Here is a 23715-nt window from a genome sequence, read left to right as displayed (position 1 = left end):
GTCAGGGGCTGTCCCAGTAGCGGCGGCGGTCCTGCCAGATCTTTTCGCCGATCAGGCAATCGGTGGGATCGAACCGGCTGCCCTGCACCGGGATCACCTGCGCGGGGTCAGGGTTGGCGACCATCTCCAGCACCAGCTTGCGCTGCACGGCTTCGGCGAAATCGTCCCAGTCATAGACCGGGATGACAAAGGACCCCGGCCCGCCGATCACGCAGTTCTGGTAATAGATGTCGAGATTGTCGAGATGCCAGGTGGTGTCGATGCCTTCCTCGGTCAAAAGCGGCAGACCGTTGATCGTGATGCCACGGGCCAGCACCGCGTCGCGTGCAAGGGCGACGTTGCGCCCCTGGTTGTTGGGGCCATCGCCGGAAATGTCGATGACACGGCGCAGACCGCTGTAGATGTTGGCGTCCATGCGCTCTGCGCCATAGATCAGCGCCTCGGAAATCGAGGTGCGCCGCAGCGAGGGTTCAAAGCGCGATGTAAGGATGTTGGCAAAGGCATCGAGATCGGCACGGGTCTGCAGCACGCGCCAGTCGACCACAACCTCCTGCGCGCCGGCCCATTCGATATAGGTCACGGCCACGGTCTGCAGCAGCCCCGATTGCAGCGCCGCGAACACCGCGTCTGACCGCAAGGCTTCCGCATAGCCGCGCCGCTGGATCTCGAGCTCGCGCGGCGTCATGGAGCGGGACACGTCCACCAGCAGGACCAGTTCGAGATCGACCTCGATCTCTTGCGCGGTGGCGGGTCGGGGCACAAACATGCTGAGCACGATCAGCAGGGCAAACATGTGTTTCATGCGATGAGGATGCCCAAAGGCGGGCCGCCGGTCCAATCACAACTTGTGCGAGCGGGCGAAAAAGGACGGTCACGGTCGGCACCCGGAACCTTGCCCACAGGGCAGACACTTGCGCGCGGGCACCGTGGCACATCTTTGGCAAGTTGGTGCTTGAAATCCGGACCAGGAAGCCCGATATTGGATGTGTTCCCGCAAGGGACCTATGGACATAAACGCGCGTTCAATAAACGGCTCGGACCCGGGGGCGGTACCCGGCGGCTCCACCAAACACCCTGTCATTTGCAGGACCATGGGGCCGAAACAGGATCGACGAACGTCCAAACACGTTAGCTTTGTCTCGGTTGGATACCACCGTTATCGGTTCACAAAGTATAGTTGCAAATGACAACCATGCTCCGGTAGCGCTCGCAGCGTAAGCTGTTCGCAATACCGAACTTTAAGCCCTTGCGCCTAGCAGCGTAAGGCGGGGTTCGCAGGCACCTGGCAACAGAAGCCTGCATTTTCATGACATTGTCAGCTTTCAGAACCGCTCAGCGGGTGAAATCCGTGATCACCGCCGTGCCCGGCGCGGTGGGTCCGTGCATGGCCGCCAGTTCGGCGCTGGCCCCAGAGAGCGACACCTCGCGCGCCACCATCGGGCGGATGTCCACCTGACCGCGTTCGATCATGTCGAGCAGGGTCGGGTATTTCCAGGCGGGCATGCCGCGTGTGCCGAAGAACGACAATTGCTTGCTGTAGATGCCGCGCATGTTGACCTGCATCATGCCGGTTTCGCCCGCAGGCATGCCGACCTGCACATGACGACCCAGCACCCGCAGACAATCGATGGAGGCATTGGTGGTCGCCGCGATTCCCAGCGCCTCGACCGAGACATGTGCCCCGCCGCCAGTGATGTCGTGGATCGCTTGGGCCACGTTGTCGGTCAGCGCGTTGACGGCCGCATCGGCGCCAAGGCTCCTGGCGTGGGTCAGCTTGTCCTCGACCACATCGACCACAACGACTTGCGCGCCCAGCATCTTGGCCAGCAGCAGCGTGGCAAGACCGATCCCGCCAGTGCCATGCACCGCGACCCATTCGCCCGCCCGGACATTGGCGCGGTCGGTCAGCGCGTGCCATGCGGTGGTCACCCGGCAGCCAAGACCGGCGGCAAGCGCGGGGGTCATGCTGGCGGGCAGGGGAACGAGGTTGTGGTCAAAGGGCACCGCCACCAGTTCGGCATAGGCGCCCTGCGTGCCGAAGCCGGGCACGATTTGTTGCGCGCAGGTGTTGGACACGCCGGTGTGGCAGGCGGGGCAAGTGCCGCAGGACAGGATGAAGGGCGCGATCAGCCGGTCGCCCGGTTTGTGCCTGGCATCGCGCCCAGCGGCGACAACCGTGCCGCAATATTCATGGCCCAGGATGTCGCCCGGTTTCACCTTGGGGTGTTCGCCGGTCCAGCCGTGGAAATCGGACCGGCAGACGCCGCAGGCTTCGACCTGAAGCACCACGCCGTTGTCGGGGCAGGTCGGGTCACTTACGGTTTCGATGGACAGGTCTTCGTTGAACGCCCGGATCACGGCTGCGCGCATGGTGGTCTCCCTTTTGGTTGGGTGCATATGAATCCGGCGCGGTCCCAAGAGCAAAGGGAAAATCACGCTGCGGCCCGATCCGGTCACGCGTGTTTTTCTTGACCTCCGGTCGTGGCGCGGCATCACTGGCGACAATGTTCATGCGCGCCCTTTTCATAACCCTGTGTCTCGCGCAGCCCGCAGCGGCCTGCCGGACGGCTTTGATCCTGTCGATGGACGTGTCGCAATCGGTCGATCCGGGCGAATACCGGTTGCAGATCGACGGGCTTGCCGCGGCGCTGCGCGATCCCGAGATCGCCGAGATCCTCGTGCGGGACGAGGTCGCGCTCAGCGTGGTGCAATGGTCGGGGGTGGATGCGCAGGAGGTCAGTCTTGACTGGACGCAGATGCGCAGCCCCAGCCATGTGGAGCTGTTCGCGGCGGCGGTGGCGCAATTGCCGCGCGCGTTCGTCATGTCGAACACCGCGCCGGCCGAGGCGATGCGCCACGCGCTCGATCATTTTGGCAGGGGGCCGGAGTGCACGCGGCGGGTGATCGACATGTCCGGCGACGGCACGCCCAACGCAGGCGGAGAGATCGGGCAGATGCGGCGCGCGGCGGAACGCGCCGGGGTGACGGTCAACGGGCTGGCGATCGAAGGGCTGGGCCGTGCGATTACCAACTTCTACCAGCGCAACGTGATCACGCGCGACGGGTTCGTGGAAACCGCCCGTGGCCACCGCGACTATGCCCGCGCGATCCGGCGGAAAATCCTGCGTGAAATCAGCGCGGTCTTCGGCTGAGGGTTTTCCGCCCGCGTCTTCACATTGAAGCATGCGAAGCCTTTTGTTTTGGATTTAATGCAATATGCTGGAGGTGACTCGGGAGATGACGGCGATGACGACTGGCATCAATTATGGAAGCCTGATGCACCAGGCAATGCGCGGATTGATTCGCACCGTTCTTCAGGACGTCCAGAGGGACGGCCTGCCGGGGGAGCATCATTTCTTCATCACCTTCGACACCGGTCACCCGGATGTGGAAATCGCAGACTGGCTGTCGGACCGCTATCCGGGCGAAATGACGGTGGTGATGCAGCACTGGTTCGACAATCTCGAAGTGGCGGAAGACGGGTTCGCCGTGACGCTGAATTTCGGCGATGCGCCCGAGCGGCTGTATATCCCGTTCGACGCGCTGCTGACCTTTGTCGATCCGTCGGTGGAATTTGGTCTGCGGTTCGAGAGCACCGAGGGCGAGGCCAGCGACGACTCGGCACTGGTGCGTGCGCCGCGCACGGCGAAAGAGCCAAAGGATGGGTCGAAGGCCAAGGACAAAGGCAAGACCGGGCGCAAGGATGCCGAGGTCGTCAGCCTCGATACGTTCCGGAAATAGCGCCTGCGCCAGTTTGACAATTGCCCAAAGCGGCGGTTGCGGCTAAACGGCATGCAACTGCATACCGAGGAGGCCCAGATGGCTCAGACCCGCACCGAATCCGACAGTTTTGGCCCGCTCGAGGTCCCCACAGACAAGTATTGGGGGGCCCAGACGCAGCGGTCGATCATGAACTTCCCGATCGGCTGGGAAAAGCAGCCCATCGCCATCGTGCGCGCGCTGGGCGTGATCAAGCAGGCCTGCGCGCAGGCAAACAAGGCCTCGGGCGATCTGGACGCGCGTCTGGCGGATGCGGTCATTCAGGCTGCAGGCGAGGTGATCGAGGGCAAGTTCGACGACAACTTCCCGCTGGTGGTCTGGCAGACCGGGTCGGGCACCCAGTCGAACATGAACGCCAACGAGGTCATCGCGAACCGGGCGATCGAAATTCTGGGCGGTGTGATCGGATCGAAGGATCCTGTGCACCCGAACGACCATTGCAACATGGGCCAGTCGTCGAACGACACCTTCCCGACCGCGATGCACATTGCAGCCGCGATGATGGTGCGCGACGTGCTGCTGCCGGGGTTGGACAAGCTCGCGGCGGGGCTCGAGCAGAAAGCGGACGAGTTCAAGGACATCATCAAGATCGGCCGGACCCACACGCAGGATGCGACTCCGCTGACGCTGGGGCAGGAGTTTTCCGGCTACGCGCATCAGGTCCGCATGGGGATTTCGCGGGTGAACGCCTGTCTGCCGGGGATTTACGAACTGGCCCAGGGCGGCACGGCTGTCGGCACCGGGTTGAACACCAAGGCGGGCTGGAGCGAGACCGTGGCGGCCAACATGGCCGAGATCACCGGGCTGCCCTTCGTGACCGCACCCAACAAGTTCGAAGCCTTGGCAGCCCATGACGCGATGGTCTTCATGTCGGGCGCCTTGGCCACAGTTGCGGGGTCGTGCTACAAGATCGCCAACGACATCCGCTTTCTCGGCTCCGGGCCCCGGTCCGGTCTGGGGGAATTGATCCTGCCGGAAAACGAGCCGGGCAGTTCGATCATGCCGGGTAAGGTGAACCCGACGCAGGCCGAGGCACTGACGCAGGTGGCAGCGCACGTCATGGGCAACGATGCCGCAATCAAGTTCGCGGGCTCGCAGGGGCATTTCGAGTTGAACGTCTACAACCCGATGATGGCCTATAATCTGTTGCAGTCGATGCAATTGCTGGGCGACGCGGCGGACAGCTTTACCGAGCGGATGCTGCTGGGCATCGAGGCCAATGAGCCGCGCATCGACAAGCTGATGAAGGAATCGCTGATGCTGGTGACGGCGCTGGCGCCGACCATCGGCTATGACAACGCGACGAAAGTGGCCAAGACGGCGCACAAGAACGGCACGACGCTCAAGGAAGAGGCGATTGCGCTGGGCTTTGTCGATGCCGAGACCTTTGACCGTGTCGTGCGGCCCGAGGACATGATCGGTCCGAAGGGCTGAGACCGCTTTTTCGAGTATTTGGAACAAGAAGAAGATCAAGGCGCGCGCATTTGGTCTTCTTCTTGTGAAAAATACTCAAATTCTGCGTCAGACGTCACACGCGGCTGGAAATTGGGCCCGTTTGGGATAATCTTGGGGCATGACAACCGTCACCAACCTCAACCAGTTTCGCAAGACCAAGGCGCGCAAGGACAAGCGCGCCTCGGCGGATGAGAACGCGGTGAAGTTCGGGCGGACCAAGGCGCAGAAAGACCTTGAAAAAGCGCGGGCCGAGAAGGACCGGCGCGATCTGGACGGCAAATCAACCACATGAGCGGACGGCCCGTAAAGCGCTCGCTGACGCTGCGGGGCCATCGCACCAGCGTGTCGCTGGAGGACGCGTTCTGGCGGGCGTTTCGCGATATTGCCGACGCGCGGGACATGCCGATCAACGCGCTTGCCGCAGAGATCGACGAGGCGCGCGAGATCGATGTCGGGCTGGCCTCTGCCATCCGGGTATTTGTGCTGGCGTATTATCGTGACGGGTTGAAAGCCCACCCTACGGAAGACGTGTAGGGTGGGCCATTGATCCTGCGGCCTCAGCCGATCACGTTGTGCTCGGGTCCGTAAGGAAACCCGGTGATGTTGGTCGCGCCGCCCTCGGTCACGACAAGGATGTCGTGCTCGCGGTAGCCGCCAGCGCCCGCTGTGCCTTCGGGAATCCACAGCATCGGTTCGATGGACACGACCATGCCCGGCTCCAGCACCGTGTCGATGTCTTCGCGCAACTCCAGCCCGGCTTCGCGTCCGTAGTAGTGGCTCAGGATGCCGAAGGAATGGCCATAGCCGAACGAGCGGTATTGGAGAAGACCCGCATCGGCAAACAGGCGGTTGATCTCGTCGCAGATCTGCGCGCAGGAGATGCCGGGCTTGATCAGGCTCAGGCCCAGTTCATGTGCGGCGACGTTGGCGTTCCAGATGCGGAGGCTGTCGGCGTCGGGATCGCCAAGGAACAGCGTGCGTTCCAGCGCGGTGTAATAGGCCGAGATCATCGGGAAGGTGTTGAGGCTGAGGATATCGCCATGCTCCAACGCGCGCATGGTCACCGGGTTGTGCGCGCCGTCGGTGTTGAGACCGGACTGGAACCAGACCCAGGTGTCACGCATCTCGCTGTCGGGAAAGCTGCGGGCGATTTCAAGCTCCATCGCGTCGCGGCCTGCCATGGCGATGTCGATCTCGCGGGCACCCACCGAGATGGCGTCGCGGATGGCGTAGCCTCCCACATCCGCAATGCGCGCGCCTTCGGTGATGAGCGCGATTTCGGCGGGGGATTTGACCATGCGGGTCTGCATCGTGGCCGGGGCGATGTCGACGAGGTCCGGCGTGTTCAGGAAGTCGTCCAGCGTGGTGCGGGCAGCGAGGGTCAGGTGATCGCCCTCGATCCCGATGCGGCGGCCTTTTCCCACAAGGGCCGCGACTGCACGCCAGTAGTTGTTGCGCGACCAGTCGGTGTAGATGACGTTGTCGCAATGGGCGCGGCGCCACGGCTGGCCGCCGTCGATATTGGCTGTCACGGTGGTGCAGCTGTCCGGGGTGACGACGAGGCCGTAGGGGCGGCCAAAGCTGCAATACAGAAAGCCCGAATAATAGGCGATGTTCTGCATCGAGGTCAGCAGCACCGCGTCAAGCGAATGCGCCGCCATGATGGCGCGCAGGCTGGCGATGCGCTGGTCGTATTCGGCGGTGGCAAAGGGCAAGGGGGCCTTGTCGCCATTGTGGCAGGTGAAGGTCTGGGGGCGCTGGATCGTGCCTTGCATGGTCATGTTTCCGTGTCATCAACCGGGGACCAAACAGGAAACGCCCGGCATCACATCCGGGCGTTCAGGACGATACGCTTTCGTGGGAAAGCTTGATGTGGGTCTCGGCCCGACGACGCCATCGTCGGCACATCTGCGCTTCGATGGCAAAGGGCGGGGCGTCTGTCAATCGGTTTGACGCGGGCGGTCAGGCCCGGCGGTTGATGGCCACGGTGCCCAGCAGCATGTCGGTCAGCCCCTGGCCGCGTTCAGTGAGGAACATCATCGCGATCGAGATCAGTTGCAGCGGGAAGACCGACATCGACACGGTGTAGCCCAGCGTGTGCATGAAGGCCTGGCTGAAGTCGAAATGTTCGCCCCGGCTGTCGCGGAACTCGATGGACATGACACGCATGCCCCATGTGGCCGAGCCCCCGGTGATGGTGGCAACCCGGTAGATGAAGCCCACCACGAAGAACAGCAGCGGCAGGAACCACAGCGCCACGAAGAGGGTCATCACGACGATGGGAACCACCAGCACGAGGATGAGCGCCGCGTCGATCAGCCAGGCGATGCCGCGCTTGATCGGGACGCTGTCGTAGAATTCGGGCTGGACCACCGGGTCGGGCAGGTTGGGGTAGGTGTTGCTGGCGTGCATCGGGGAAACCGTTGGATTTGGGTCAGGACAGGCGTGGCCCCGATATGGGGCCACTGTGCGGGGATGCAAGGATCAGGCCTCGGCAGAGTCGCGCTGTTCGCGGTTGGTCTTGGCGCGGTCGTCCATGAACTGGTCAAACTCGGCCTTGTCCTTGGCGTCGCGCAGACGCTTGAGGAAGGCTTCGAAATTTTCCTGCTCGTCTTCGAGGCGGCGCAGGGTTTCGGTCTTGTAGGCATCGAAAGCGGCGTTGCCCGAGGACCGCATCGTGTTGAAGGTCGGCGACAGGCTGCGGTTGCTTCTGCGGCTGCAGGATGAATTGAACATGCGTTTGCTCCAGATCATGTAGGCCAGAAGGGCGAGGCCGACGGGCCAGAAAAAGATGAAACCAAGGACCATTGCGGCGATCCAGGCGCCTTTGCCCTTGTCGTCGAGCCACGCCTCGGCGCGGGAAAACCAACCCATGCGGGCCGTAAGTGAAGCGGGGGCAGTGATCGTGCTCATTGTCAACTCCGTTGTTTGCGTGATGTGAATGTCCTTCACATTGAACAAATCGGAAATGCACGGCCGGTTTGCAAGAGTTTATGTGAATGTTTTTTACATTTACTTATTTTGTGACGTGAAATCAGATATTTGTGCCGAAGAAATTTTCGGCAGCAGCTTTGGGTCAAGCGGAAAGACATGCCGGGGCGTGCCTGCGGCGGCCCAGACCACGTCGAATTCCAGCAGGCGCGGATCGAGCCATGCGCGGATCGGGGTCAGGTGCCCGATAGGGGAAACGCCGCCGATGGCGAAGCCGGTTTGCGCACGGATCAGGTCGGCATCCGCCTTGCCCAGCGGTTCGCCCGCGCAGGCCGATGCCTTGGTCGAATCGACCCGGTTGCCGCCAGCGGTCAGGAACAGCACCGCATCGCCGCTGTGTTCGGCGCGGAAGATGATGGACTTGGCGATCTGGTCGAGGTGACAGCCGACGCTGTCTGCGGCCTCCTGCGCGGTGCGGGCCTGCCCGACATCGCGGATTTCGGCGGTCAGGCCAAGCGTTTCAATGGCTGCACGGACGCGGGCGAGGCTCTTGCTCATGGGGACTCATTTTGTCTGATCGGGCGATGATTGTGTCTTAAGACACCAGACATATGCAGAAAAGATGCGATTGCCCATTGTGCAATGGGTCGCTCTGCCTCTATCATGATCGACAGCCCAATCCGTCTCTCGGAGTGTGGCACAAGAGTTTCGCTGTTCTGATCATCGGCAGAGTGTCCTGAGGTCAGAGCAGGCTGATACGGCCCAAAAGGCCTTCTACAAACACCTGAGGTTTATCCGAACATCAGGTTCGCAATGGATGCGGTCACCCAGGTGATCTGCGTCGGAGAAGAAACGCGATGAAACGCGCGCAGGACATGAGGCCAGAGCAACGGGGCATTTCACCCCGGCCAGCCACTGCGCACGCACTCGCCTTGACAAGACACACCCGATCCCGCCCTCTTTATGAAAGACGGGGGCCGCGACGGTTGTGCGCACGGAACATATGCCCAAGAAAATGCTTATCGATGCCACCCACGCGGAGGAAACCCGCGTAGTCGTGGTCGACGGAACCAAGGTCGAAGAGTTTGACTTTGAGTCCGAGAACAAACGCCAGCTTGCTGGAAATATCTACCTCGCAAAAGTAACCCGGGTCGAACCGTCGCTTCAGGCGGCCTTTGTCGACTATGGCGGCAACCGCCACGGGTTTCTCGCGTTTTCGGAAATCCATCCCGATTACTACCAGATCCCGGTCGCGGACCGCGAAGCGCTGATGGAAGAAGAGCGCGCCTATGCGGAATCGCAGGCGCGGCGCGAAGACGAGGATGAAAAGCCCAAGTCGCGTCGGGGGCGAGGCCGCAACCGGTCGCGCGCTGCCAAGGCGGATGGCGATGATGCGGTTGCCACCAAGGAAATCTCGGACGAGATCTCGGGGATGGAGACGATCGACCTCGATGACGAGGACGATGATGGCGAAGGCCTGTCTCCGATGGAGACCGTGTCGGACACGCCGGTCGAAGAGCCCGAGGACATTGAACGGTCCTTTACCTCCGATCACGACGATGACGATGACGATGACGACCATGATGACAAGTCGGAGCCGGCGGATCGCGATGAGAACATCGAATCCGTTGCCGATGACGACACCCACGAGGACATCCGCCCGGCGCGCAAGCCGCGTCCCAAGCGCTACAAGATCCAGGAAGTCATCAAGGTCCGTCAGATTCTTCTGGTGCAGGTCGTCAAGGAAGAGCGCGGCAACAAGGGCGCGGCGCTGACCACCTACCTGTCGCTGGCGGGCCGTTATTGCGTGCTCATGCCCAACACCGCGCGGGGCGGCGGCATCAGCCGCAAGATCACCAACGCACCCGACCGCAAGAAGCTCAAGGAAATCGCCAACGAGATCGACGTGCCGCAGGGCGCGGGCCTGATCATCCGCACGGCAGGCGCCAAGCGCACCAAGACCGAGATCAAGCGCGATTACGAATACCTCCAGCGGTTGTGGGAACAGATTCGCGAGTTGACGCTGAAATCCATCGCTCCGGCCAAGATCTACGAAGAGGGCGACCTGATCAAACGGTCGATCCGCGATCTCTATAACCGCGATATCGACGAGGTTCTGGTCGAGGGCGAGCGCGGTTACCGCATCGCCAAGGACTTCATGAAGATGATCATGCCGTCCCACGCCAAGAACGTGCAGCATTATGCCGAACCCATGCCGCTGTTCGCGCGGCATCAGGTGGAATCGTATCTGTCGGCGATGTTCAACCCGACGGTGCAGCTCAAGTCGGGCGGCTATATCGTGATCGGCGTGACCGAGGCGCTTGTGGCCATCGACGTGAACTCGGGTCGGGCGACCAAGGAAGGCTCGATCGAGGAAACGGCTCTCAAGACCAACCTTGAGGCCGCCGAGGAAGTGGCGCGCCAGCTGCGTCTGCGCGACCTTGCCGGTCTGATCGTGATCGACTTCATCGACATGGACGAGCGCAGGAACAACGCCGCCGTCGAGAAGCGCATCAAGGACAAGCTCAAGAACGACCGCGCGCGCATCCAGGTTGGCCGGATTTCCGGTTTCGGCCTGATGGAGATGTCACGCCAGCGTCTGCGCCCGGGTATGATCGAGGCGACAACCCAGCCTTGCCCAAGCTGTCATGGCACAGGTCTGATCCGGTCGGATGACAACATGGCGTTGCAGGTGCTGCGCCAGATCGAGGAAGAGGGCGTGCGCCGCCGGTCCCGCGAAGTGCTGGTGCGCTGTCCCGTGTCCATTGCCAACTTCCTGATGAACCAGAAGCGCGAACACGTGGCCCAGATCGAGGCCCGGTATGGCATGTCGGTCCGCATCGAAGGTGACGTGCATCTGGTCAGCCCGGATTTCACCATCGAGAAGTTCAAGACCGCGACCCGCGTGGTGCCCGAAGCGCCGCTGCATGTCGTGTCCGTCAACACCTCGCTGATGGATCAGGTGGACGAGGATGCCGCCGAGGACGAAGACGACGAGGACGAGGAACAGCAGGTCGAGGCCACACCGGTCGAGACAAAGGCCAAGAGCAATGGCAATGGCAAAGGTCAGGCGAATGGCGAGGATGACGAGTCCAAGCCCAAGAAGCGCCGCCGCCGGTCGCGCCGGGGGGGCCGTGGCCGCAACCGCAACCGGGATCGTCAGGAAGAGGGCGAGTCGGATGTGGATTACGCGGCACGCGTTGCCGAAAACGCATCCGATGATGCCGATGCGACAGACGACGCCGACTCGACCGACGACGCGGTGACCGAAGCTGCGTCCGACGACGAAGCTCCGGCCAAGCCCAAGCGGACCCGCAGCCGGTCGCGCAAGCCTGCGGCAGAAGCGGTGACATCCGAACCCGAGGCCGCGCAGGTCGAGGCAGAGGCGGACGAGGCGGCACCCGTCGCCGAAGAAGCGCCCAAGAAGAAGCCCCGCAGCCGGTCGCGCAAGAAGCCCGAACCCGCAGCAGAAGGTGAAGCGGTTGCTGCCGAGGCCGAAGAGGCTCCGAAGCCCGCGAAAGCTCCGGCCAGACGGTCGCGCGCGAAGAAGCCTGTTGTGGCTGAGGAGCCTGTTGCTCAAGAGCCAGAAACGGCGGAAGAACCTGCCCTGACGGTGATCCCGACCGAGGACATCGCGCCGGTGCCTGAGGTGGTGTCTCCTGCGGAAATCGTCGAAGAGGCCGCGTCGGCTCAGGAGCCGGTCGCAGAGGCCGAGCCGGTCAGCGAAGCGCCTGTCGAAGCAGAGCAGACGCCCGAGCCTGAAAAGACGCCCGAGCCTGAAGCCGTGCCCGAAACCGTGGGTGCAGATGCCGATGACGGGTCAGACGACGATTCCGGCAAGAAGCGTCGGGGATGGTGGACCCTGGGTCGCTGATCCGAAGCAGCATAAACTGAAAAAAAACGCCCTCGTGTCAGGCACGGGGGCGTTTTGCGTTGTGGGCTCAGGCCTTGCGGATGACCCAGAGCATGGCATCGTCCCGCGTTTCGCTGCGCACAAGTGTATGGCCCGCCTCGTTGCAGAAATGCGGCATGTCGACGATGGCCGCCGGATCATCCGTCAGCACATGCAATTCGCTGCCCGAAGACAGGCCCATCAGGCGCTTGCGCGCCTTCAGGACGGGAAGGGGGCACAGCAGCCCCGTGGCATCGAGTTCTTGTGTCATGCGCGGGATTTAGGCCTGTGCGCTGCCGCTGTCCACTGGCTTGGCACGATCATGTGACTCCGCGTCGCGTGACAGCGCGTGATGCTTGGCCTATGTCGAAAGAATGTTGGAATTTCAGATCATCGACGCAGCCCTGTTTCCGGCCATGAGCATTGCGCTTCTGGCGGGGGCGTTGTCGTTCCTCAGCCCCTGCGTGTTGCCCATCGTGCCGCCGTACCTGGCCTATATGTCGGGTGTCAGCGTGGCCGATATCGAGGCCGGCGGCGAAGGCCGCAGGAAGGGCGTCATGGCGGCGCTGTTCTTTGTCTTGGGCTTGTCGACGATCTTTATCCTGCTGGGGTTCACCGCCTCGGCCTTCGGGTCCTTGTTCCTTCAGTACCAGACGCAACTGGCGCAGGCGTCGGGGGTGGTCGTGATCATCTTCGGCCTGCATTTTCTGGGCGTGTTCCGCATTCCGTTTCTGGATCAGGAGGCGCGGCTTGAATCGGGTCAGCAGGGCGGATCGGCCTTTGGTGCCTACGTGCTGGGCTTGGCTTTTGCGTTCGGCTGGACGCCCTGCATCGGGCCGCAGCTGGGTGCGATCCTGTCGATGGCGGCGTCAGAGGCGTCGGTGGCGCGGGGCACGGTCCTGCTGGCTGTCTATGCCGCCGGGTTGGGCATTCCGTTCCTGTTGGCGGCGATGTTCCTGACCCGCGCGATGGGGCTGATGAACCGCATCAAGAAGCACATGCGCAAGATCGAACTGGCGATGGGCGGGCTGCTGGTGATCGTCGGGATTGCGTTGGTGACCGGGGCGTTTACGTCTTTTGCCTTCTGGCTGCTCGAAACATTCCCGGGGCTCGCGCTTTTGGGCTGAGGCGCTCAGCGCGTCGCGCGGGCCTTGAGCACGGTTTGGCCCAGCGTGATCGTGTAGGCTTCGAGCGTTGCAAGCGCCCGGTCCACCGAGGCCACATCACGGCGTTCCAGACCGCTGACGATGGCGCGATGCAGGTCGATGATTTCGGCGCGTGACCGCGCGGTAAAGGTGATCATGTTCATCAGGGGCTGCATCGCCTCGACGCTGCCGGCCAGATGATAGCTCAGAACTTCGTTTCCGGCGCAGTCCACAAGCGCGCGGTGAAAGGCCACGTCCGAGGCGCAGAACGCCTCGTCCGACAGGTCGCGGGTGGATTGGCTGTCGATCTCGGATCGCATGGTGGCCAGCAGCGCGTCGGTGCGCCGCTCGGCGGCCAGCGACGTGCAACTGCGCTCCAGCGCATAGCGGGCCTCGCAGGCCACCTGAAAGCTGATCGCGTTCATCCCCAGCAGCAGCGTGGAGGTCGTGACCTGCTGCGCGCGGGCCTCGGCGTAGGACAGATGGTTGATGAACGCGCCGCCGAATGCGCCGCGTTCCGTGCGGATCAGCGATTGCGCCGCCAGCCGTTTCAGCGCCTCTCGCACGGTGGCGCGGGACACGCCGTGATTGTCGGCAAGTTCGGATTCCGACGGCAGGCGGTCCCCCACCAGCAACCGACCATCGACGATCGCGGTGCGGATGGCGTCCGCGATCTTGGCGGACAGGCTCGGTGGGGTTTTTGGATTTTCCATTTGTCAGACATTTAATTGTCTGACATTCATATCGTCAAGCTGAGTCTGGGAGGTTTTGGCATGCAGGGGACATTTCGCACGATTGGATGGCTGACGTTTTTCGCAGCCATTCTCGTGTCTTGGGTGTTCCTTTACGTGATGTCCACGGGCATGGACCTCGATCTGCTGGGCCGTCCGGGGCCGATGGGCGAGACCATGCGCAACATGGACCCCCGCATGGACATGGTGATGCCGATGGCCGAATTCGGGCCGCTCTTTGCCATGTGGGCGATCATGATGGCGGCGATGATGCTGCCGACCATGGTGCCGACACTGCGTGCCTATGAAGATCTGATGGTCAGTGCCAATGGCACCCGCATTGGGTGGTGGGCCGTCCTTTTGGGATACACGATTGTCTGGGTGGCTTTCGCGGCGCTGATCACAGCGGTGCAGCTTGCGCTGCTGTTCGGCGGTGTGATCGACATGTTGGGCATAGGGCGCAGCTTATTCTTCCAGGGCGGGCTGTTGATCGTTGTCGGTGCGTTCCAGTTCACCCGCGCCAAGGAGGTGTGCCACGGTGTGTGTCACAGCCCGATGAGCTATTTCCTCACCCGTTGGAAAACCGGCTTTGACGGCGGGTTGCGCATGGGCCTTGGCCTTGGCGCGTTCTGCGTCGGCTGTTGCTGGGGATTCATGGCACTGGGATTTGTCGGCGGGGTGATGAACCTTGCCTGGATGGGGCTTGCGACCCTGTTCATGGTGATCGAAAAACTGCCCCAGATCGGGCATTATACAACAAAACCGATGGGTGTTCTGTTGATTGCCGCAGGTGTTGCGGTGGTCGGCTGGCCTGTCGTGATGGGAGGATAAGATGGCTGTCAAGAAACGCCCAGATGCGGACCGGTTGCCGGTCAGCCAGAGGATCGACCAGCGGGTGGACAATCCCAAGCGGGGGCGCATGGCACCGACCGAGTGGGCGATCAAGGGCGAGCTGTTCCTGAACTGTTCGTGTACGGTCTTCTGCCCCTGCGTGGTCAGCCTTGGCGCGCATCCCCCGACCGAAGGGCATTGCTATGCGTGGATGGCGATTGCCATCGACGAAGGGCATTACGAGGGGGAGAGCCTGTCGGGCCTGAACGTTGGGCTGATGGTCGAGATCCCGGGTCGCATGGCCGAAGGCGGCTGGAAAGTGGCGGCCTATGTGGATGAGCGCGCAAGCGGAAAGGCCTATAACGGCATCCTGCAGATCTTCAGCGGGGCTGCGGGGGGCACGACCGGGCTTTTCACGATGCTGGTCAGCGACATCGTGGGCGCCGAGCGCGAAAAGGTCGAAATCGTGCGCGAAGGCAAGAAGCGCGGGCTGTATATCGGGCGCAAGATCCAGGGCGAGATCGAGATGCTCGATGGCGGCGATCCCGATCACCCGGTGATGATCACCAATTCAAAGTACTGGATGGGCCCGGACATCATCGCGGCAAGGGGACTCAAGTCCAAGGTGCGCGACTACGGCCGTATCTGGGATTTTGGCGGCAAATCGGCTGAGATTTGCCCGATCAATTGGTCTGGACCCAAGTAAGATGATGATCTTCCCGGAATATTGCGTGACGATGGCGCGGTATAACGCCTGGCAGAACACGCAACTGCGGGCGGCGTTCGATGTGTTGCCCGATGCCGAGCTGCGCCGCGATCGCAAGGGTTTTTTCGGCTCGCTTCTGGGTACGGCCAATCACCTGCTCTGGGGGGACATGATGTGGATGTCGCGGTTCGATGGCGGTGCCCGGCCCGAGGGCGGCATTGCCGACAGTGTCGACCTGCAGCCCACCGCAGCCGCCTGGGCCGGAGAGCGGTACCGTGTCGATGCGCGCATCCTGCACTGGGCCGACAAGCTGCGCGCGATCGACCTGAAAGGCGACCTGACCTGGTATTCCGGCGCGATGGGCCGCGACATGGCCAAGCCGCTTGATCTGTGCATCCTGCATTTCTTCAACCACCAGACCCACCATCGCGGGCAGATCCACGCGATGCTGACGGCGGCGGGGGCCAAGGCGCCTGTCACCGATCTGGCCTTCATGCCGGACGAGGGGCCTTGGCTCTGATCCCGGTTCAGCAGGACGGCGCTCGTGCAGGCACGTCGCCCCGCCCACCCTCCCGTTTACTTGTGCATGAGGTATGTGCATGGCTTTGATCTCTCCGTCGCGCAGGTTGCGGCGCACTCCGTTTTCCGATGGCAATGAGGCGGCGGGGGTCAAGGGCTACACCGTCTACAACCACATGCTTTTGCCCACCGTGTTCCGGTCGGTCGAAGAGGATTACCGCCATCTGAAAGAGGCGGTGCAGGTCTGGGATGTCGCCTGTGAGCGGCAGGTCGAGCTGCGCGGTCCGGATGCGGGGCGGCTGATGCAGATGCTGACGCCGCGCGACCTTCGATCGATGCTGCCGGGGCAGTGTTACTACGTGCCCATCGTCGATGAGACCGGCGGGATGCTCAATGATCCGGTGGCGGTCAAGCTGGCGGAGGATCGCTGGTGGATTTCCATTGCGGACAGCGATCTGCTTTATTGGGTCAAGGGGCTGGCCTACGGGTTCCGGCTGGATGTGCTGGTGGACGAGCCTGACGTGTCGCCGCTGGCGGTGCAGGGGCCGAAGGCGGACGATCTGATGGCGCGGGTGTTTGGCGATCAGGTGCGCGACATCCGGTTCTTCCGCTTCCGCATGCTCGAATTCCAGGGCCGGTCGCTGGCGGTGGCGCGGTCGGGCTATTCGCGGCAGGGCGGGTTCGAGATCTACGTCGAGGGCAGTGATCTGGGCATGCCGCTGTGGAATGCGCTGATGGAGGCGGGGCGCGATCTGGATGTGCATGCGGGCTGTCCCAACCTGATCGAACGGATCGAAGGCGGGTTGCTGAGCTATGGCAATGACATGACCGACAACAACACGCCGCATGAATGCGGGTTGGGCAAGTTCTGCAACACGCAGACCGCCATCGGCTGCGTCGGGCGCGATGCGCTCTTGCGGGTGGCGCAGGAAGGGCCGGTGCGGCAGATCCGGGCGATCGAGATCCACGGTGACCGGGTGCCTGTCTGCGACAGGCCGTGGCCGCTGATGGCCGGAGACATTCAGGTGGGGCAGGTGACCAGTGCGGCGTGGAGCCCGGATTTCGGCACCAACGTGGCCATCGGCATGGTACGCATGACCCATTGGGACGAGGGCACCGATCTGGATGTGGTGTTGCCGCGCGAAGTGCGCGCGGCGCAGGTTTCGGAAACCTTCTGGGTCTGAGCGGTTGCAGAGTTGGGGAGTGAGGGGCCAGCCCCTCACGCTCCCCGAGATATTTTTGAACCAGAGAAGTTGTGACGACAGCAAAAGGAGACGAGCCATGGGATTCAACGCATTGGTGGTCCGCAAGGACGAGGAGAGCGGCAAGACATCCGCGGCGGTGGAAACACTGGAACTGGGCGATCTGCCTCAGGCCGAGGTGACGGTTGCGGTCGAATATTCGACCGTGAACTACAAGGACGGGCTGTGCATCGGGCCGGGAGGCGGTTTGGTGCGGAACTATCCGCATGTGCCGGGCATCGATTTTGCCGGCACGGTCGAGGCGTCGGATGACGCGCGTTACGCCCCGGGCGACAAGGTGATCCTGACCGGCTGGCGTGTCGGCGAGGCGCATTGGGGCGGCTACAGCCAGAAGGTGCGGGTCAAGGCCGATTGGCTGGTGCCGCTGCCCGAGGGGCTCGACACGCGTCAGGCGATGGCGGTGGGCACGGCCGGGTTCACCGCGATGCTGGCGGTGATGGCGCTGGAGGATCACGGCATCAAGCCGGGGCCGGTTCTGGTGACCGGGGCCGCGGGCGGTGTCGGATCGGTGGCGACGGCGATCCTCGCGGCGCTGGGGCATAAGGTGGCGGCGGTGACGGGGCGTCCGGAACAGGCGTCCTATCTGGAATCGCTGGGGGCTTCGCAGATCGTGGCGCGCGAAGAGATCAACGAGACCGTCAAGCGCCCGCTGGAAAGCGAAAGCTGGGGTGGCTGCGTCGATGCGGTCGGCGGCGCGATGCTGGCCCGCGTGCTGGGGCAGATGGAATACGGTGCGTCTGTCGCGGCGGTGGGTCTTGCGGGCGGTGCCAACCTGCCTGCCACGGTGATCCCGTTCCTGCTGCGCGGGGTGAACCTGCTGGGAATCGATTCCGTGATGCAGCCCTACGAGAACCGTGTGCGCGCATGGCAGCGGATCGCCAAGGATCTGCCGATGGACAAGCTCGAGGCGATGGTGACGCCGGCGACGCTGGCCGATCTGCCACGGCTTGGCGAAGAGATCCTGAAAGGTCACGTCAAGGGCCGCGTCGTGGTGGATGTCGCTGCCGGATAAGTCCACGACATCTTGGACGTGATCGCCTGAAAGCGACATGTCCCGAGGTGAAATTTCCGAAATTCTGTGTGTTCCAAAGGAATTTCGAAGCACGTCTGTGTCGCAAATGCGACATCAATCACCGCTCCGGTTTGCATCGGGGCGGTTGTTTCGTTTAGTCTTGTGACATGTCGCCCGCATCGGGGTGATGTTCGGGGGCGCTTTGGCACCGAGACGAGGCAGGGCACTCTGCCCAAAGGCCGCGTCCCCAGACCGGCACGCGCGACGTGCTGGCAGACAAAGCAGGAGGGACAGACTTGTTCAATCGAATCATGGTGCCGGTGGACCTGGCGCATGTCGAGACACTGGACCGCGCGTTGACATGTGCCGCGGATCTGGGGCGACATTACGATGCAACCGTCATCTATGTCGGTGTCACGGCTGAGACACCGGGAGCGGTCGCGCATACGCCGCAGGAATTCACCGCGAAGATGACCGCGTTCGCGCAGCAACAGAGCGAGGCGACGGGTGCAAGAACCGAAGGTGTGGGCCTGACCAGCCATGACCCGGCGGCGGATCTCGATCCGACCCTGCTCAAGGCGGTCGAGGAGACCGGGGCGGATCTGGTGGTGATGGCGAGCCATGTGCCCAACATCACCGATTACATCTGGCCGTCGAACGGGGGCACGGTCGCAAAGCGGGCGAACGTGTCGGTGATGGTGGTCCGGTGACGTCCCTGGCGGAACCGGCTGTGTTCTGACGCGCATAACCGTCAGTCAATTTCAGAAAAAATATGGGGGGCCGTTTCATGGCCGATACTTCAGCAAATCAGGGGATACCCGAACCAGAGGGGTCGTCGCAGATCATCGAGACCGATTACGAGATTGGACAGGACAATTTCGAGACCAAGATCGGGCCGCTGGGCCTTGATATCCACAACCCGGTCTTCGTGGTGTCCGGTGTGTGCATCATTGCCTTTGTCTTTTACACGCTGGCCCTGCCCGAACAGTCGGGTGCCATGTTCACATGGATGTTCAGCACCGTCACGCAGGGGTTCGACTGGTTCTTCCTGACTGCCGCCAATATCTTTGTGCTGTTCTGCCTTGCCCTGATCGTGCTGCCGGTGGGATCGGTGCGGCTGGGTGGCGCGGAGGCCACGCCGGATTACAATTATGTCGGCTGGTTCGCGATGCTGTTCGCCGCGGGCATGGGCATTGGCCTGATGTTCTACGGCGTGTCCGAACCGATGAGCCATTTCGCGGCGTCCCTTGGCGGCACCGCGTCAGAGGGCGGGGCGCGCACCGATTGGGCACCTTTGGGTGCGGCGGGTGGCGATGAGGAGGCGGCCGTTCGGCTGGCCTTTGCGGCGACGATCTTTCACTGGGGTCTGCACCCTTGGGCGATCTATGCCATCGTGGCCTTGGCGCTCGCGCTGTTTTCCTACAACAAGGGCCTGCCGCTGACGATCCGGTCGGCGTTCTATCCGCTTCTGGGCGACCGGGTCTGGGGCTGGCCCGGGCATGTGATCGACATTCTGGCGGTGTTCGCCACTTTGTTCGGTCTGGCCACGTCGCTGGGCTTTGGCGCGACGCAGGCCAATGCGGGTCTGAACGAGCTCTTCGGCGTGCCGGTGAGTTCGACCACCGAAGTGATCCTGATCTCGGCGATCACCGCCGTGGCGCTCATCTCGGTCGTGCGCGGGCTTGATGGCGGGGTCAAGGTGCTGTCGGAGATCAACATGGGGCTTGCGGCGCTGCTGCTGCTGTTCGTGCTCTTTGCCGGACCGACGCTGGCGATCCTGACCGGGTTTGTCGATTACCTTGCCGCTTACCTGACGTATCTGCCCGCGCTGTCGAACCCGGTGGGTCGTGAAGACACCAACTTCGTGCAGGGCTGGACCTCGTTCTACTGGGCGTGGTGGATCAGCTGGTCGCCGTTCGTGGGCATGTTCATCGCCCGTGTCAGCCGGGGCCGGACCGTGCGCGAGTTCATCACCTGCGTGCTGTTGATCCCGTCGATGGTCTGTGTGCTGTGGATGTCGGTCTTTGGCGGCGTCGCGATCCAGCAAGTGGTGCTGGACGGCTATACGGCGGCGCAGGACGCACCGCTTGAATTGCAACTGTTCAAGATGCTGGACGGGTTGCCGCTTGCGAGCATCACCAGCTTTATCGGCATCGTTCTGGTGATCGTGTTCTTCGTCACCTCGTCGGACTCGGGTTCGCTGGTCATCGACACGATCACGGCAGGCGGCAAGGTCGATGCGCCGGTGCCGCAGCGGGTGTTCTGGTGCATCTTCGAAGGAGCGGTGGCGATCGTGCTGCTGCTCTCGGCGGGCGGGTTGCAGTCGTTGCAATCCATGGTGATTTCGACCGGCTTGCCGTTTACCATCGTTCTGCTGGTGATGTGTTTCGCCATCTGGAAAGGGTTGCAGGCCGAACGTCGCATTCTCTGATCCGCGCTTTTTGCGCTATACTCCGCCCCGGCACCGTTCGGGGCGGTTTTCCTGTGCCATGTCACCCGTATCTTCTGGCCCGCGTTGGTGCTGTGTCCTCAAGGAATAAAAAGACCATGCTCGATATCGACTTCGTTCGTTCAAACTTCCCCGCATTTTCGGAGCCCTCGTTGCAGGGACAGGCGTTTTTCGAGAACGCAGGCGGATCTTTTGCCTGTGGGCAGGTGATCGACCGGCTGACGCGATTCTACCGGACCCGCAAGGTGCAGCCCTATGCGCCCTATGAGGCGTCACAACTGGGCGGAGACGAGATGGACGAGGCGCGGTCGCGGCTGGCAGCATTGCTGGGGGTCGAGACCGACGAGGTCAGTTTCGGGCCCTCCACGACGCAGAATACCTATGTTCTGGCGCAGGCCTTCCGGCAATACCTGCAGCCGGGTGAAGCGATCATCGTGACCAACCAGGATCACGAAGCCAATACCGGGCCGTGGCGGCATCTGGTCAACAAGGGGATCGAAGTTCGGGAATGGAAGGTGAACCGCGACACCGGGCATCTGGACATCGCCGATCTGGAAAACCTTCTGGATGACAGCGTGCGGCTGGTGTGTTTCCCGCATTGTTCCAACGTGGTGGGCGAGATCAACCCGGTGCTTGAGATCACGGCGCTGTGCCATGCGGCGGGGGCGTTCGTCTGTGTCGATGGGGTCAGCTATGCGCCGCATGGCTTTGTCAATGTCGGTGATCTGGGGCCGGATGTTTACCTGTTTTCAAGCTACAAGACCTACGGTCCGCATCAGGGGATCATGGTGATCCGCCGGACACTGGGGCAGATCCTGCCGAACCAGGGGCATTATTTCAACGCAGGCGCGCTCTACAAGCGGTTCACGCCTGCGGGACCGGATCATGCGCAGATCGCGGCCTGTGCGGGCATGGTCGACTACATGGAAGCGCTGGGCGCACATCACGGGGTGTCGGCGCGGGACATGCATGACGTGATGCGCGACCATGAGGTGGCGCTGTTGCAGCCGCTGCTGGACGCGGTGAAGGACCGCAATTCGGTGCGGCTCATCGGCCCCTCCGAGGCCTCTTCGCGCGCGCCCACCGTGGCGCTGGCGCTGAACCGGCCCGGTGAAGAGGTCGCGGCAGAGATGGCGCAGCACGGGATCATGTGCGGCGGCGGCGATTTCTACGCGGTGCGCGCGCTTGAGGCGATGGGCGTGGACATGGACAAGGGCGTGTTGCGCCTGAGTTTCGTGCATTACACGACCGAGGCCGAGGTGACCAAGGTGATCGAGGCGCTGGACGCTGTGTTGTAGGGGTGCTGCTCCTGTCTGCTTGCGGCGGACCCACCCAAACTATCTGCGAACCGGAGACTGCGGCAGGGTCGTTTGACCTTTGCCGTGGTGCTGCTAGGTCGCGCGGAAACATGAAAAGGGCAAGGCAATGACATCTCCGACACTGGTGTGGATTCGCAGGGATCTGCGGTTGAGCGATCATGCGGCCCTGGTGGCGGCGGTGGAGCGTGGCGGTCCGGTGATCCCTGTCGTCCTGCGCGACGCATCTGTGGAGGGGCTTGGCGCGGCCCCCAAATGGCGCCTGGGGCTGGGGCTGGAGACCTATGCCGAGGCGCTGGAGGCCAAGGGCAGCCGGTTGATCCTGCGCTCGGGCGATGCGCGCGACGTGATCCCGGCGCTGGTCAGGGAAACGGGTGCCGGTGCGGTCTATTGGCAGCGGGCTTATGATCCGGCGTCTGTGGCGCGCGACAGTGACGTGAAGGCGGCGCTGAAGGAGCAGGGGATCGAGGCCAAAAGCTTTGCCGGGCACCTGATGTTCGAGCCCTGGACGGTCGAGACCAAGCAGGGGGAATATTACAAGGTCTACACGCCGTTCTGGAAATCGGTGCGCGACCGCGATGTGCCAGTGCCTTTGTCGGCGCCGTCCTCCCTGCCTGCGCCGGATCACTGGCCCGACAGCGAGGCGCTTGCGGATTGGGATCTGGCGATGGCGATGGACCGGGGCGCGGACGTGGTGCGGCCGTTTGTGCAGCTTGGTGAGCAGGCCGCGCAAACGCGGTTGGGTGCGTTCATGGCGACCAAGGTGGCTGACTATGACCGCACGCGGGACATTCCGGGAGTCGACGGCACGTCGAACCTGTCGGAAAACCTGTCGTTGGGAGAGATCAGCCCGGCGCAATGCTGGCACGCGGGACAGCGGGCGATGCAGGATGGCAAACCGGGGGCGGAAACGTTTCTCAAGGAACTGGTCTGGCGCGAGTTCGCCTATCACCTGATGTGGCACACGCCGCGCATCCTGAGCAGCAACTGGCGCGAGGACTGGGACGCGTTTCCGTGGAACGAGGACGCGGACAGCGCCGAGGTCACGGCTTGGAAACAGGGGCGCACCGGTATTCGGTTTGTCGATGCGGCGATGCGCGAGATGTATGTGACCGGTCGGATGCACAATCGCGGGCGCATGATCGTGGCCAGCTACCTGACCAAGCATCTGATGTGTCACTGGAAAATCGGGATGGATTGGTTCGATCACTGCCTGATCGACTGGGATCCGGCATCGAACGCGATGGGCTGGCAATGGTCGGCGGGGTCGGGGCCGGATGCGACGCCCTATTTCCGGGTGTTCAACCCGGTGACGCAGCTCGACAAGTTCGACAAGGACCGCGACTATGTGAGCCGCTGGATCGCCGAGGAATACAGCGATCCGCACAAAGATGCGCTGTCTTATTTCGACGCGATCCCCCGCTCCTGGGGTCTGTCAGCGGGCGACACCTATCCCGATCCGGTGGTCGGGCCGGACGAAGGACGCAAGCGGGCCTTGTCGGCCTACGAGAACCGCGATTTCTGAGAAGGGGTTTGCCGCCGCAGGCGCTGTCGGATAAATTTATCGCATTACGAGCAAAATCCGTTACTTAACGTTCGGTATATCTTGTCTTTGTCCGGGTGGGACTACCTTGGGATAACGAATTGCCTGCCCAGTAAGCCTATGGCCAGTAAGACCAACTTAGA

The 23715-nt window shown here is 62.7% G+C and carries 24 protein-coding genes and 1 other RNA gene; 17 read left to right on the top strand and 8 right to left on the bottom strand.

Features of this window, described 5'->3' with window-relative positions; translation table 11 throughout:
• Position 1 precedes the first annotated feature (1 nt).
• Positions 2 to 802 carry a DUF1194 domain-containing protein gene (locus tag IEV82_RS10035; protein WP_229747748.1) on the bottom strand — a complete coding sequence of 267 codons (801 nt, stop codon included), beginning with the start codon at positions 800 to 802 and terminating at the stop codon, positions 2 to 4.
• A gap of 146 nt (positions 803 to 948) precedes the next feature.
• On the opposite strand from IEV82_RS10035, the gene ssrA reads away from it, so the two are divergent.
• Positions 949 to 1303, top strand: a transfer-messenger RNA (tmRNA) gene (gene ssrA / locus IEV82_RS10030).
• Between the two features lie 29 nt (positions 1304 to 1332).
• Here the strand turns inward: ssrA and IEV82_RS10025 are convergent.
• The gene (locus tag IEV82_RS10025; RefSeq protein ID WP_188481899.1) at positions 1333 to 2370 is read right to left on the bottom strand and encodes a zinc-binding dehydrogenase; all 1038 of its coding nucleotides are present in this window, start codon (positions 2368 to 2370) and stop codon (positions 1333 to 1335) included.
• A gap of 140 nt (positions 2371 to 2510) precedes the next feature.
• On the opposite strand from IEV82_RS10025, the gene IEV82_RS10020 reads away from it, so the two are divergent.
• The 5 genes from IEV82_RS10020 to IEV82_RS10000 all read left to right on the top strand — a co-directional run bounded on the left by IEV82_RS10020 (position 2511) and on the right by IEV82_RS10000 (position 5769).
• Positions 2511 to 3152, top strand: a complete 642-nt coding sequence (locus IEV82_RS10020) for a DUF1194 domain-containing protein (RefSeq protein ID WP_188481898.1) — start codon at positions 2511 to 2513, stop codon at positions 3150 to 3152.
• 94 nt (positions 3153 to 3246) lie between these two features.
• Entirely contained in the window at positions 3247 to 3741 is a 495-nt protein-coding gene (locus IEV82_RS10015) for an SspB family protein (protein WP_188481897.1), read from the top strand.
• A 78-nt stretch (positions 3742 to 3819) separates the two neighbouring features.
• Positions 3820 to 5214 (top strand): class II fumarate hydratase, encoded by a 1395-nt coding sequence (fumC, locus tag IEV82_RS10010; RefSeq protein WP_188481896.1) that lies wholly within the window; start codon positions 3820 to 3822, stop codon positions 5212 to 5214.
• A 139-nt stretch (positions 5215 to 5353) separates the two neighbouring features.
• The gene (locus IEV82_RS10005) at positions 5354 to 5527 is read left to right on the top strand and encodes a DUF4169 family protein (RefSeq protein ID WP_188481895.1); all 174 of its coding nucleotides are present in this window, start codon (positions 5354 to 5356) and stop codon (positions 5525 to 5527) included.
• A complete protein-coding gene (locus tag IEV82_RS10000) occupies positions 5524 to 5769 on the top strand; it encodes a ribbon-helix-helix domain-containing protein (RefSeq protein ID WP_188481894.1) in 246 nt (81 codons plus the stop codon). Before IEV82_RS10005 ends, IEV82_RS10000 begins: the two co-directional genes overlap by 4 nt.
• Positions 5770 to 5792: 23 nt before the next feature.
• On the opposite strand, the gene IEV82_RS09995 is transcribed toward IEV82_RS10000, so the two are convergent.
• The 4 genes from IEV82_RS09995 to IEV82_RS09980 form a co-directional block, all read right to left on the bottom strand.
• Positions 5793 to 7016, bottom strand: coding sequence for an aminopeptidase P family protein (locus IEV82_RS09995; RefSeq protein ID WP_188481893.1), 1224 nt, complete (start codon positions 7014 to 7016; stop codon positions 5793 to 5795).
• Between the two features lie 181 nt (positions 7017 to 7197).
• Positions 7198 to 7647 carry an RDD family protein gene (locus IEV82_RS09990; protein ID WP_188481892.1) on the bottom strand — a complete coding sequence of 150 codons (450 nt, stop codon included), beginning with the start codon at positions 7645 to 7647 and terminating at the stop codon, positions 7198 to 7200.
• Positions 7648 to 7719: 72 nt separating this feature from the next.
• The gene (locus IEV82_RS09985; RefSeq protein ID WP_188481891.1) at positions 7720 to 8148 is read right to left on the bottom strand and encodes a DUF2852 domain-containing protein; all 429 of its coding nucleotides are present in this window, start codon (positions 8146 to 8148) and stop codon (positions 7720 to 7722) included.
• A gap of 99 nt (positions 8149 to 8247) precedes the next feature.
• Positions 8248 to 8724, bottom strand: coding sequence for a YbaK/EbsC family protein (locus IEV82_RS09980; protein WP_188481890.1), 477 nt, complete (start codon positions 8722 to 8724; stop codon positions 8248 to 8250).
• A 445-nt stretch (positions 8725 to 9169) separates the two neighbouring features.
• On the opposite strand from IEV82_RS09980, the gene IEV82_RS09975 reads away from it, so the two are divergent.
• Positions 9170 to 12040, top strand: a complete 2871-nt coding sequence (locus tag IEV82_RS09975; RefSeq protein ID WP_188481889.1) for an Rne/Rng family ribonuclease — start codon at positions 9170 to 9172, stop codon at positions 12038 to 12040.
• Between the two features lie 67 nt (positions 12041 to 12107).
• Here the strand turns inward: IEV82_RS09975 and IEV82_RS09970 are convergent, their stop codons facing one another.
• On the bottom strand, positions 12108 to 12329 hold the full coding sequence (locus IEV82_RS09970) for a sulfurtransferase TusA family protein (RefSeq protein ID WP_188481888.1): 222 nt from the start codon (positions 12327 to 12329) through the stop codon (positions 12108 to 12110).
• Positions 12330 to 12432: 103 nt separating this feature from the next.
• On the opposite strand from IEV82_RS09970, the gene IEV82_RS09965 reads away from it, so the two are divergent.
• Positions 12433 to 13185, top strand: a complete 753-nt coding sequence (locus IEV82_RS09965) for a cytochrome c biogenesis CcdA family protein (RefSeq protein WP_188481887.1) — start codon at positions 12433 to 12435, stop codon at positions 13183 to 13185.
• A gap of 5 nt (positions 13186 to 13190) precedes the next feature.
• Here the strand turns inward: IEV82_RS09965 and IEV82_RS09960 are convergent, their stop codons facing one another.
• Positions 13191 to 13916 carry a FadR/GntR family transcriptional regulator gene (locus IEV82_RS09960; RefSeq protein ID WP_188481886.1) on the bottom strand — a complete coding sequence of 242 codons (726 nt, stop codon included), beginning with the start codon at positions 13914 to 13916 and terminating at the stop codon, positions 13191 to 13193.
• 60 nt (positions 13917 to 13976) lie between these two features.
• On the opposite strand from IEV82_RS09960, the gene IEV82_RS09955 reads away from it, so the two are divergent.
• The 9 genes from IEV82_RS09955 (at position 13977) to IEV82_RS09915 (ending at position 23554) form a co-directional block, all read left to right on the top strand.
• A complete protein-coding gene (locus IEV82_RS09955; RefSeq protein ID WP_188481885.1) occupies positions 13977 to 14765 on the top strand; it encodes a DUF2182 domain-containing protein in 789 nt (262 codons plus the stop codon).
• Between the two features lies 1 nt (position 14766).
• A complete protein-coding gene (locus IEV82_RS09950; protein ID WP_188481884.1) occupies positions 14767 to 15471 on the top strand; it encodes a DUF1326 domain-containing protein in 705 nt (234 codons plus the stop codon).
• 1 nt (position 15472) lies between these two features.
• Positions 15473 to 15991 carry a DinB family protein gene (locus tag IEV82_RS09945; RefSeq protein WP_308420416.1) on the top strand — a complete coding sequence of 173 codons (519 nt, stop codon included), beginning with the start codon at positions 15473 to 15475 and terminating at the stop codon, positions 15989 to 15991.
• 79 nt (positions 15992 to 16070) lie between these two features.
• On the top strand, positions 16071 to 17174 hold the full coding sequence (locus IEV82_RS09940; RefSeq protein ID WP_188481883.1) for a dimethylsulfoniopropionate demethylase: 1104 nt from the start codon (positions 16071 to 16073) through the stop codon (positions 17172 to 17174).
• A 97-nt stretch (positions 17175 to 17271) separates the two neighbouring features.
• The gene (gene acuI / locus IEV82_RS09935) at positions 17272 to 18264 is read left to right on the top strand and encodes an acryloyl-CoA reductase (protein WP_188481882.1); all 993 of its coding nucleotides are present in this window, start codon (positions 17272 to 17274) and stop codon (positions 18262 to 18264) included.
• Positions 18265 to 18560: 296 nt separating this feature from the next.
• Positions 18561 to 18974: a universal stress protein gene (locus IEV82_RS09930; protein ID WP_188481881.1), complete on the top strand. Its 414-nt coding sequence runs from the start codon at positions 18561 to 18563 to the stop codon at positions 18972 to 18974.
• 77 nt (positions 18975 to 19051) lie between these two features.
• Positions 19052 to 20695, top strand: coding sequence for a BCCT family transporter (locus tag IEV82_RS09925; protein ID WP_188481880.1), 1644 nt, complete (start codon positions 19052 to 19054; stop codon positions 20693 to 20695).
• Positions 20696 to 20811: 116 nt separating this feature from the next.
• Positions 20812 to 22011, top strand: a complete 1200-nt coding sequence (locus IEV82_RS09920; RefSeq protein WP_188481879.1) for an aminotransferase class V-fold PLP-dependent enzyme — start codon at positions 20812 to 20814, stop codon at positions 22009 to 22011.
• Positions 22012 to 22138: 127 nt separating this feature from the next.
• On the top strand, positions 22139 to 23554 hold the full coding sequence (locus IEV82_RS09915) for a cryptochrome/photolyase family protein (protein WP_188481878.1): 1416 nt from the start codon (positions 22139 to 22141) through the stop codon (positions 23552 to 23554).
• The last annotated feature ends 161 nt before the right edge of the window (positions 23555 to 23715 follow it).

This window comes from Marivita lacus, from assembly GCF_014637725.1.
In the GTDB taxonomy this organism is placed as follows: Bacteria; Pseudomonadota; Alphaproteobacteria; order Rhodobacterales; family Rhodobacteraceae; genus Marivita; species Marivita lacus.
This window is presented reverse-complemented; position numbering and strand designations above follow the sequence as displayed.

Bases quoted from the DNA above. Each gene is read 5' to 3' on its own strand.
- IEV82_RS10035 (WP_229747748.1), bottom strand. From the start codon at position 802: ATGAAACACATGTTTGCCCTGCTGATCGTGCTCAGCATGTTTGTGCCC.
- IEV82_RS10025 (WP_188481899.1), bottom strand. From the start codon at position 2,370: ATGCGCGCAGCCGTGATCCGGGCGTTCAACGAAGACCTGTCCATCGAA.
- IEV82_RS10020 (WP_188481898.1), top strand. From the start codon at position 2,511: ATGCGCGCCCTTTTCATAACCCTGTGTCTCGCGCAGCCCGCAGCGGCC.
- IEV82_RS10015 (WP_188481897.1), top strand. From the start codon at position 3,247: ATGACGACTGGCATCAATTATGGAAGCCTGATGCACCAGGCAATGCGC.
- fumC (WP_188481896.1), top strand. From the start codon at position 3,820: ATGGCTCAGACCCGCACCGAATCCGACAGTTTTGGCCCGCTCGAGGTC.
- IEV82_RS10005 (WP_188481895.1), top strand. From the start codon at position 5,354: ATGACAACCGTCACCAACCTCAACCAGTTTCGCAAGACCAAGGCGCGC.
- IEV82_RS10000 (WP_188481894.1), top strand. From the start codon at position 5,524: ATGAGCGGACGGCCCGTAAAGCGCTCGCTGACGCTGCGGGGCCATCGC.
- IEV82_RS09995 (WP_188481893.1), bottom strand. From the start codon at position 7,016: ATGACCATGCAAGGCACGATCCAGCGCCCCCAGACCTTCACCTGCCAC.
- IEV82_RS09990 (WP_188481892.1), bottom strand. From the start codon at position 7,647: ATGCACGCCAGCAACACCTACCCCAACCTGCCCGACCCGGTGGTCCAG.
- IEV82_RS09985 (WP_188481891.1), bottom strand. From the start codon at position 8,148: ATGAGCACGATCACTGCCCCCGCTTCACTTACGGCCCGCATGGGTTGG.
- IEV82_RS09980 (WP_188481890.1), bottom strand. From the start codon at position 8,724: ATGAGCAAGAGCCTCGCCCGCGTCCGTGCAGCCATTGAAACGCTTGGC.
- IEV82_RS09975 (WP_188481889.1), top strand. From the start codon at position 9,170: ATGCCCAAGAAAATGCTTATCGATGCCACCCACGCGGAGGAAACCCGC.
- IEV82_RS09970 (WP_188481888.1), bottom strand. From the start codon at position 12,329: ATGACACAAGAACTCGATGCCACGGGGCTGCTGTGCCCCCTTCCCGTC.
- IEV82_RS09965 (WP_188481887.1), top strand. From the start codon at position 12,433: ATGTTGGAATTTCAGATCATCGACGCAGCCCTGTTTCCGGCCATGAGC.
- IEV82_RS09960 (WP_188481886.1), bottom strand. From the start codon at position 13,916: ATGGAAAATCCAAAAACCCCACCGAGCCTGTCCGCCAAGATCGCGGAC.
- IEV82_RS09955 (WP_188481885.1), top strand. From the start codon at position 13,977: ATGCAGGGGACATTTCGCACGATTGGATGGCTGACGTTTTTCGCAGCC.
- IEV82_RS09950 (WP_188481884.1), top strand. From the start codon at position 14,767: ATGGCTGTCAAGAAACGCCCAGATGCGGACCGGTTGCCGGTCAGCCAG.
- IEV82_RS09945 (WP_308420416.1), top strand. From the start codon at position 15,473: ATGATGATCTTCCCGGAATATTGCGTGACGATGGCGCGGTATAACGCC.
- IEV82_RS09940 (WP_188481883.1), top strand. From the start codon at position 16,071: ATGGCTTTGATCTCTCCGTCGCGCAGGTTGCGGCGCACTCCGTTTTCC.
- acuI (WP_188481882.1), top strand. From the start codon at position 17,272: ATGGGATTCAACGCATTGGTGGTCCGCAAGGACGAGGAGAGCGGCAAG.
- IEV82_RS09925 (WP_188481880.1), top strand. From the start codon at position 19,052: ATGGCCGATACTTCAGCAAATCAGGGGATACCCGAACCAGAGGGGTCG.
- IEV82_RS09920 (WP_188481879.1), top strand. From the start codon at position 20,812: ATGCTCGATATCGACTTCGTTCGTTCAAACTTCCCCGCATTTTCGGAG.
- IEV82_RS09915 (WP_188481878.1), top strand. From the start codon at position 22,139: ATGACATCTCCGACACTGGTGTGGATTCGCAGGGATCTGCGGTTGAGC.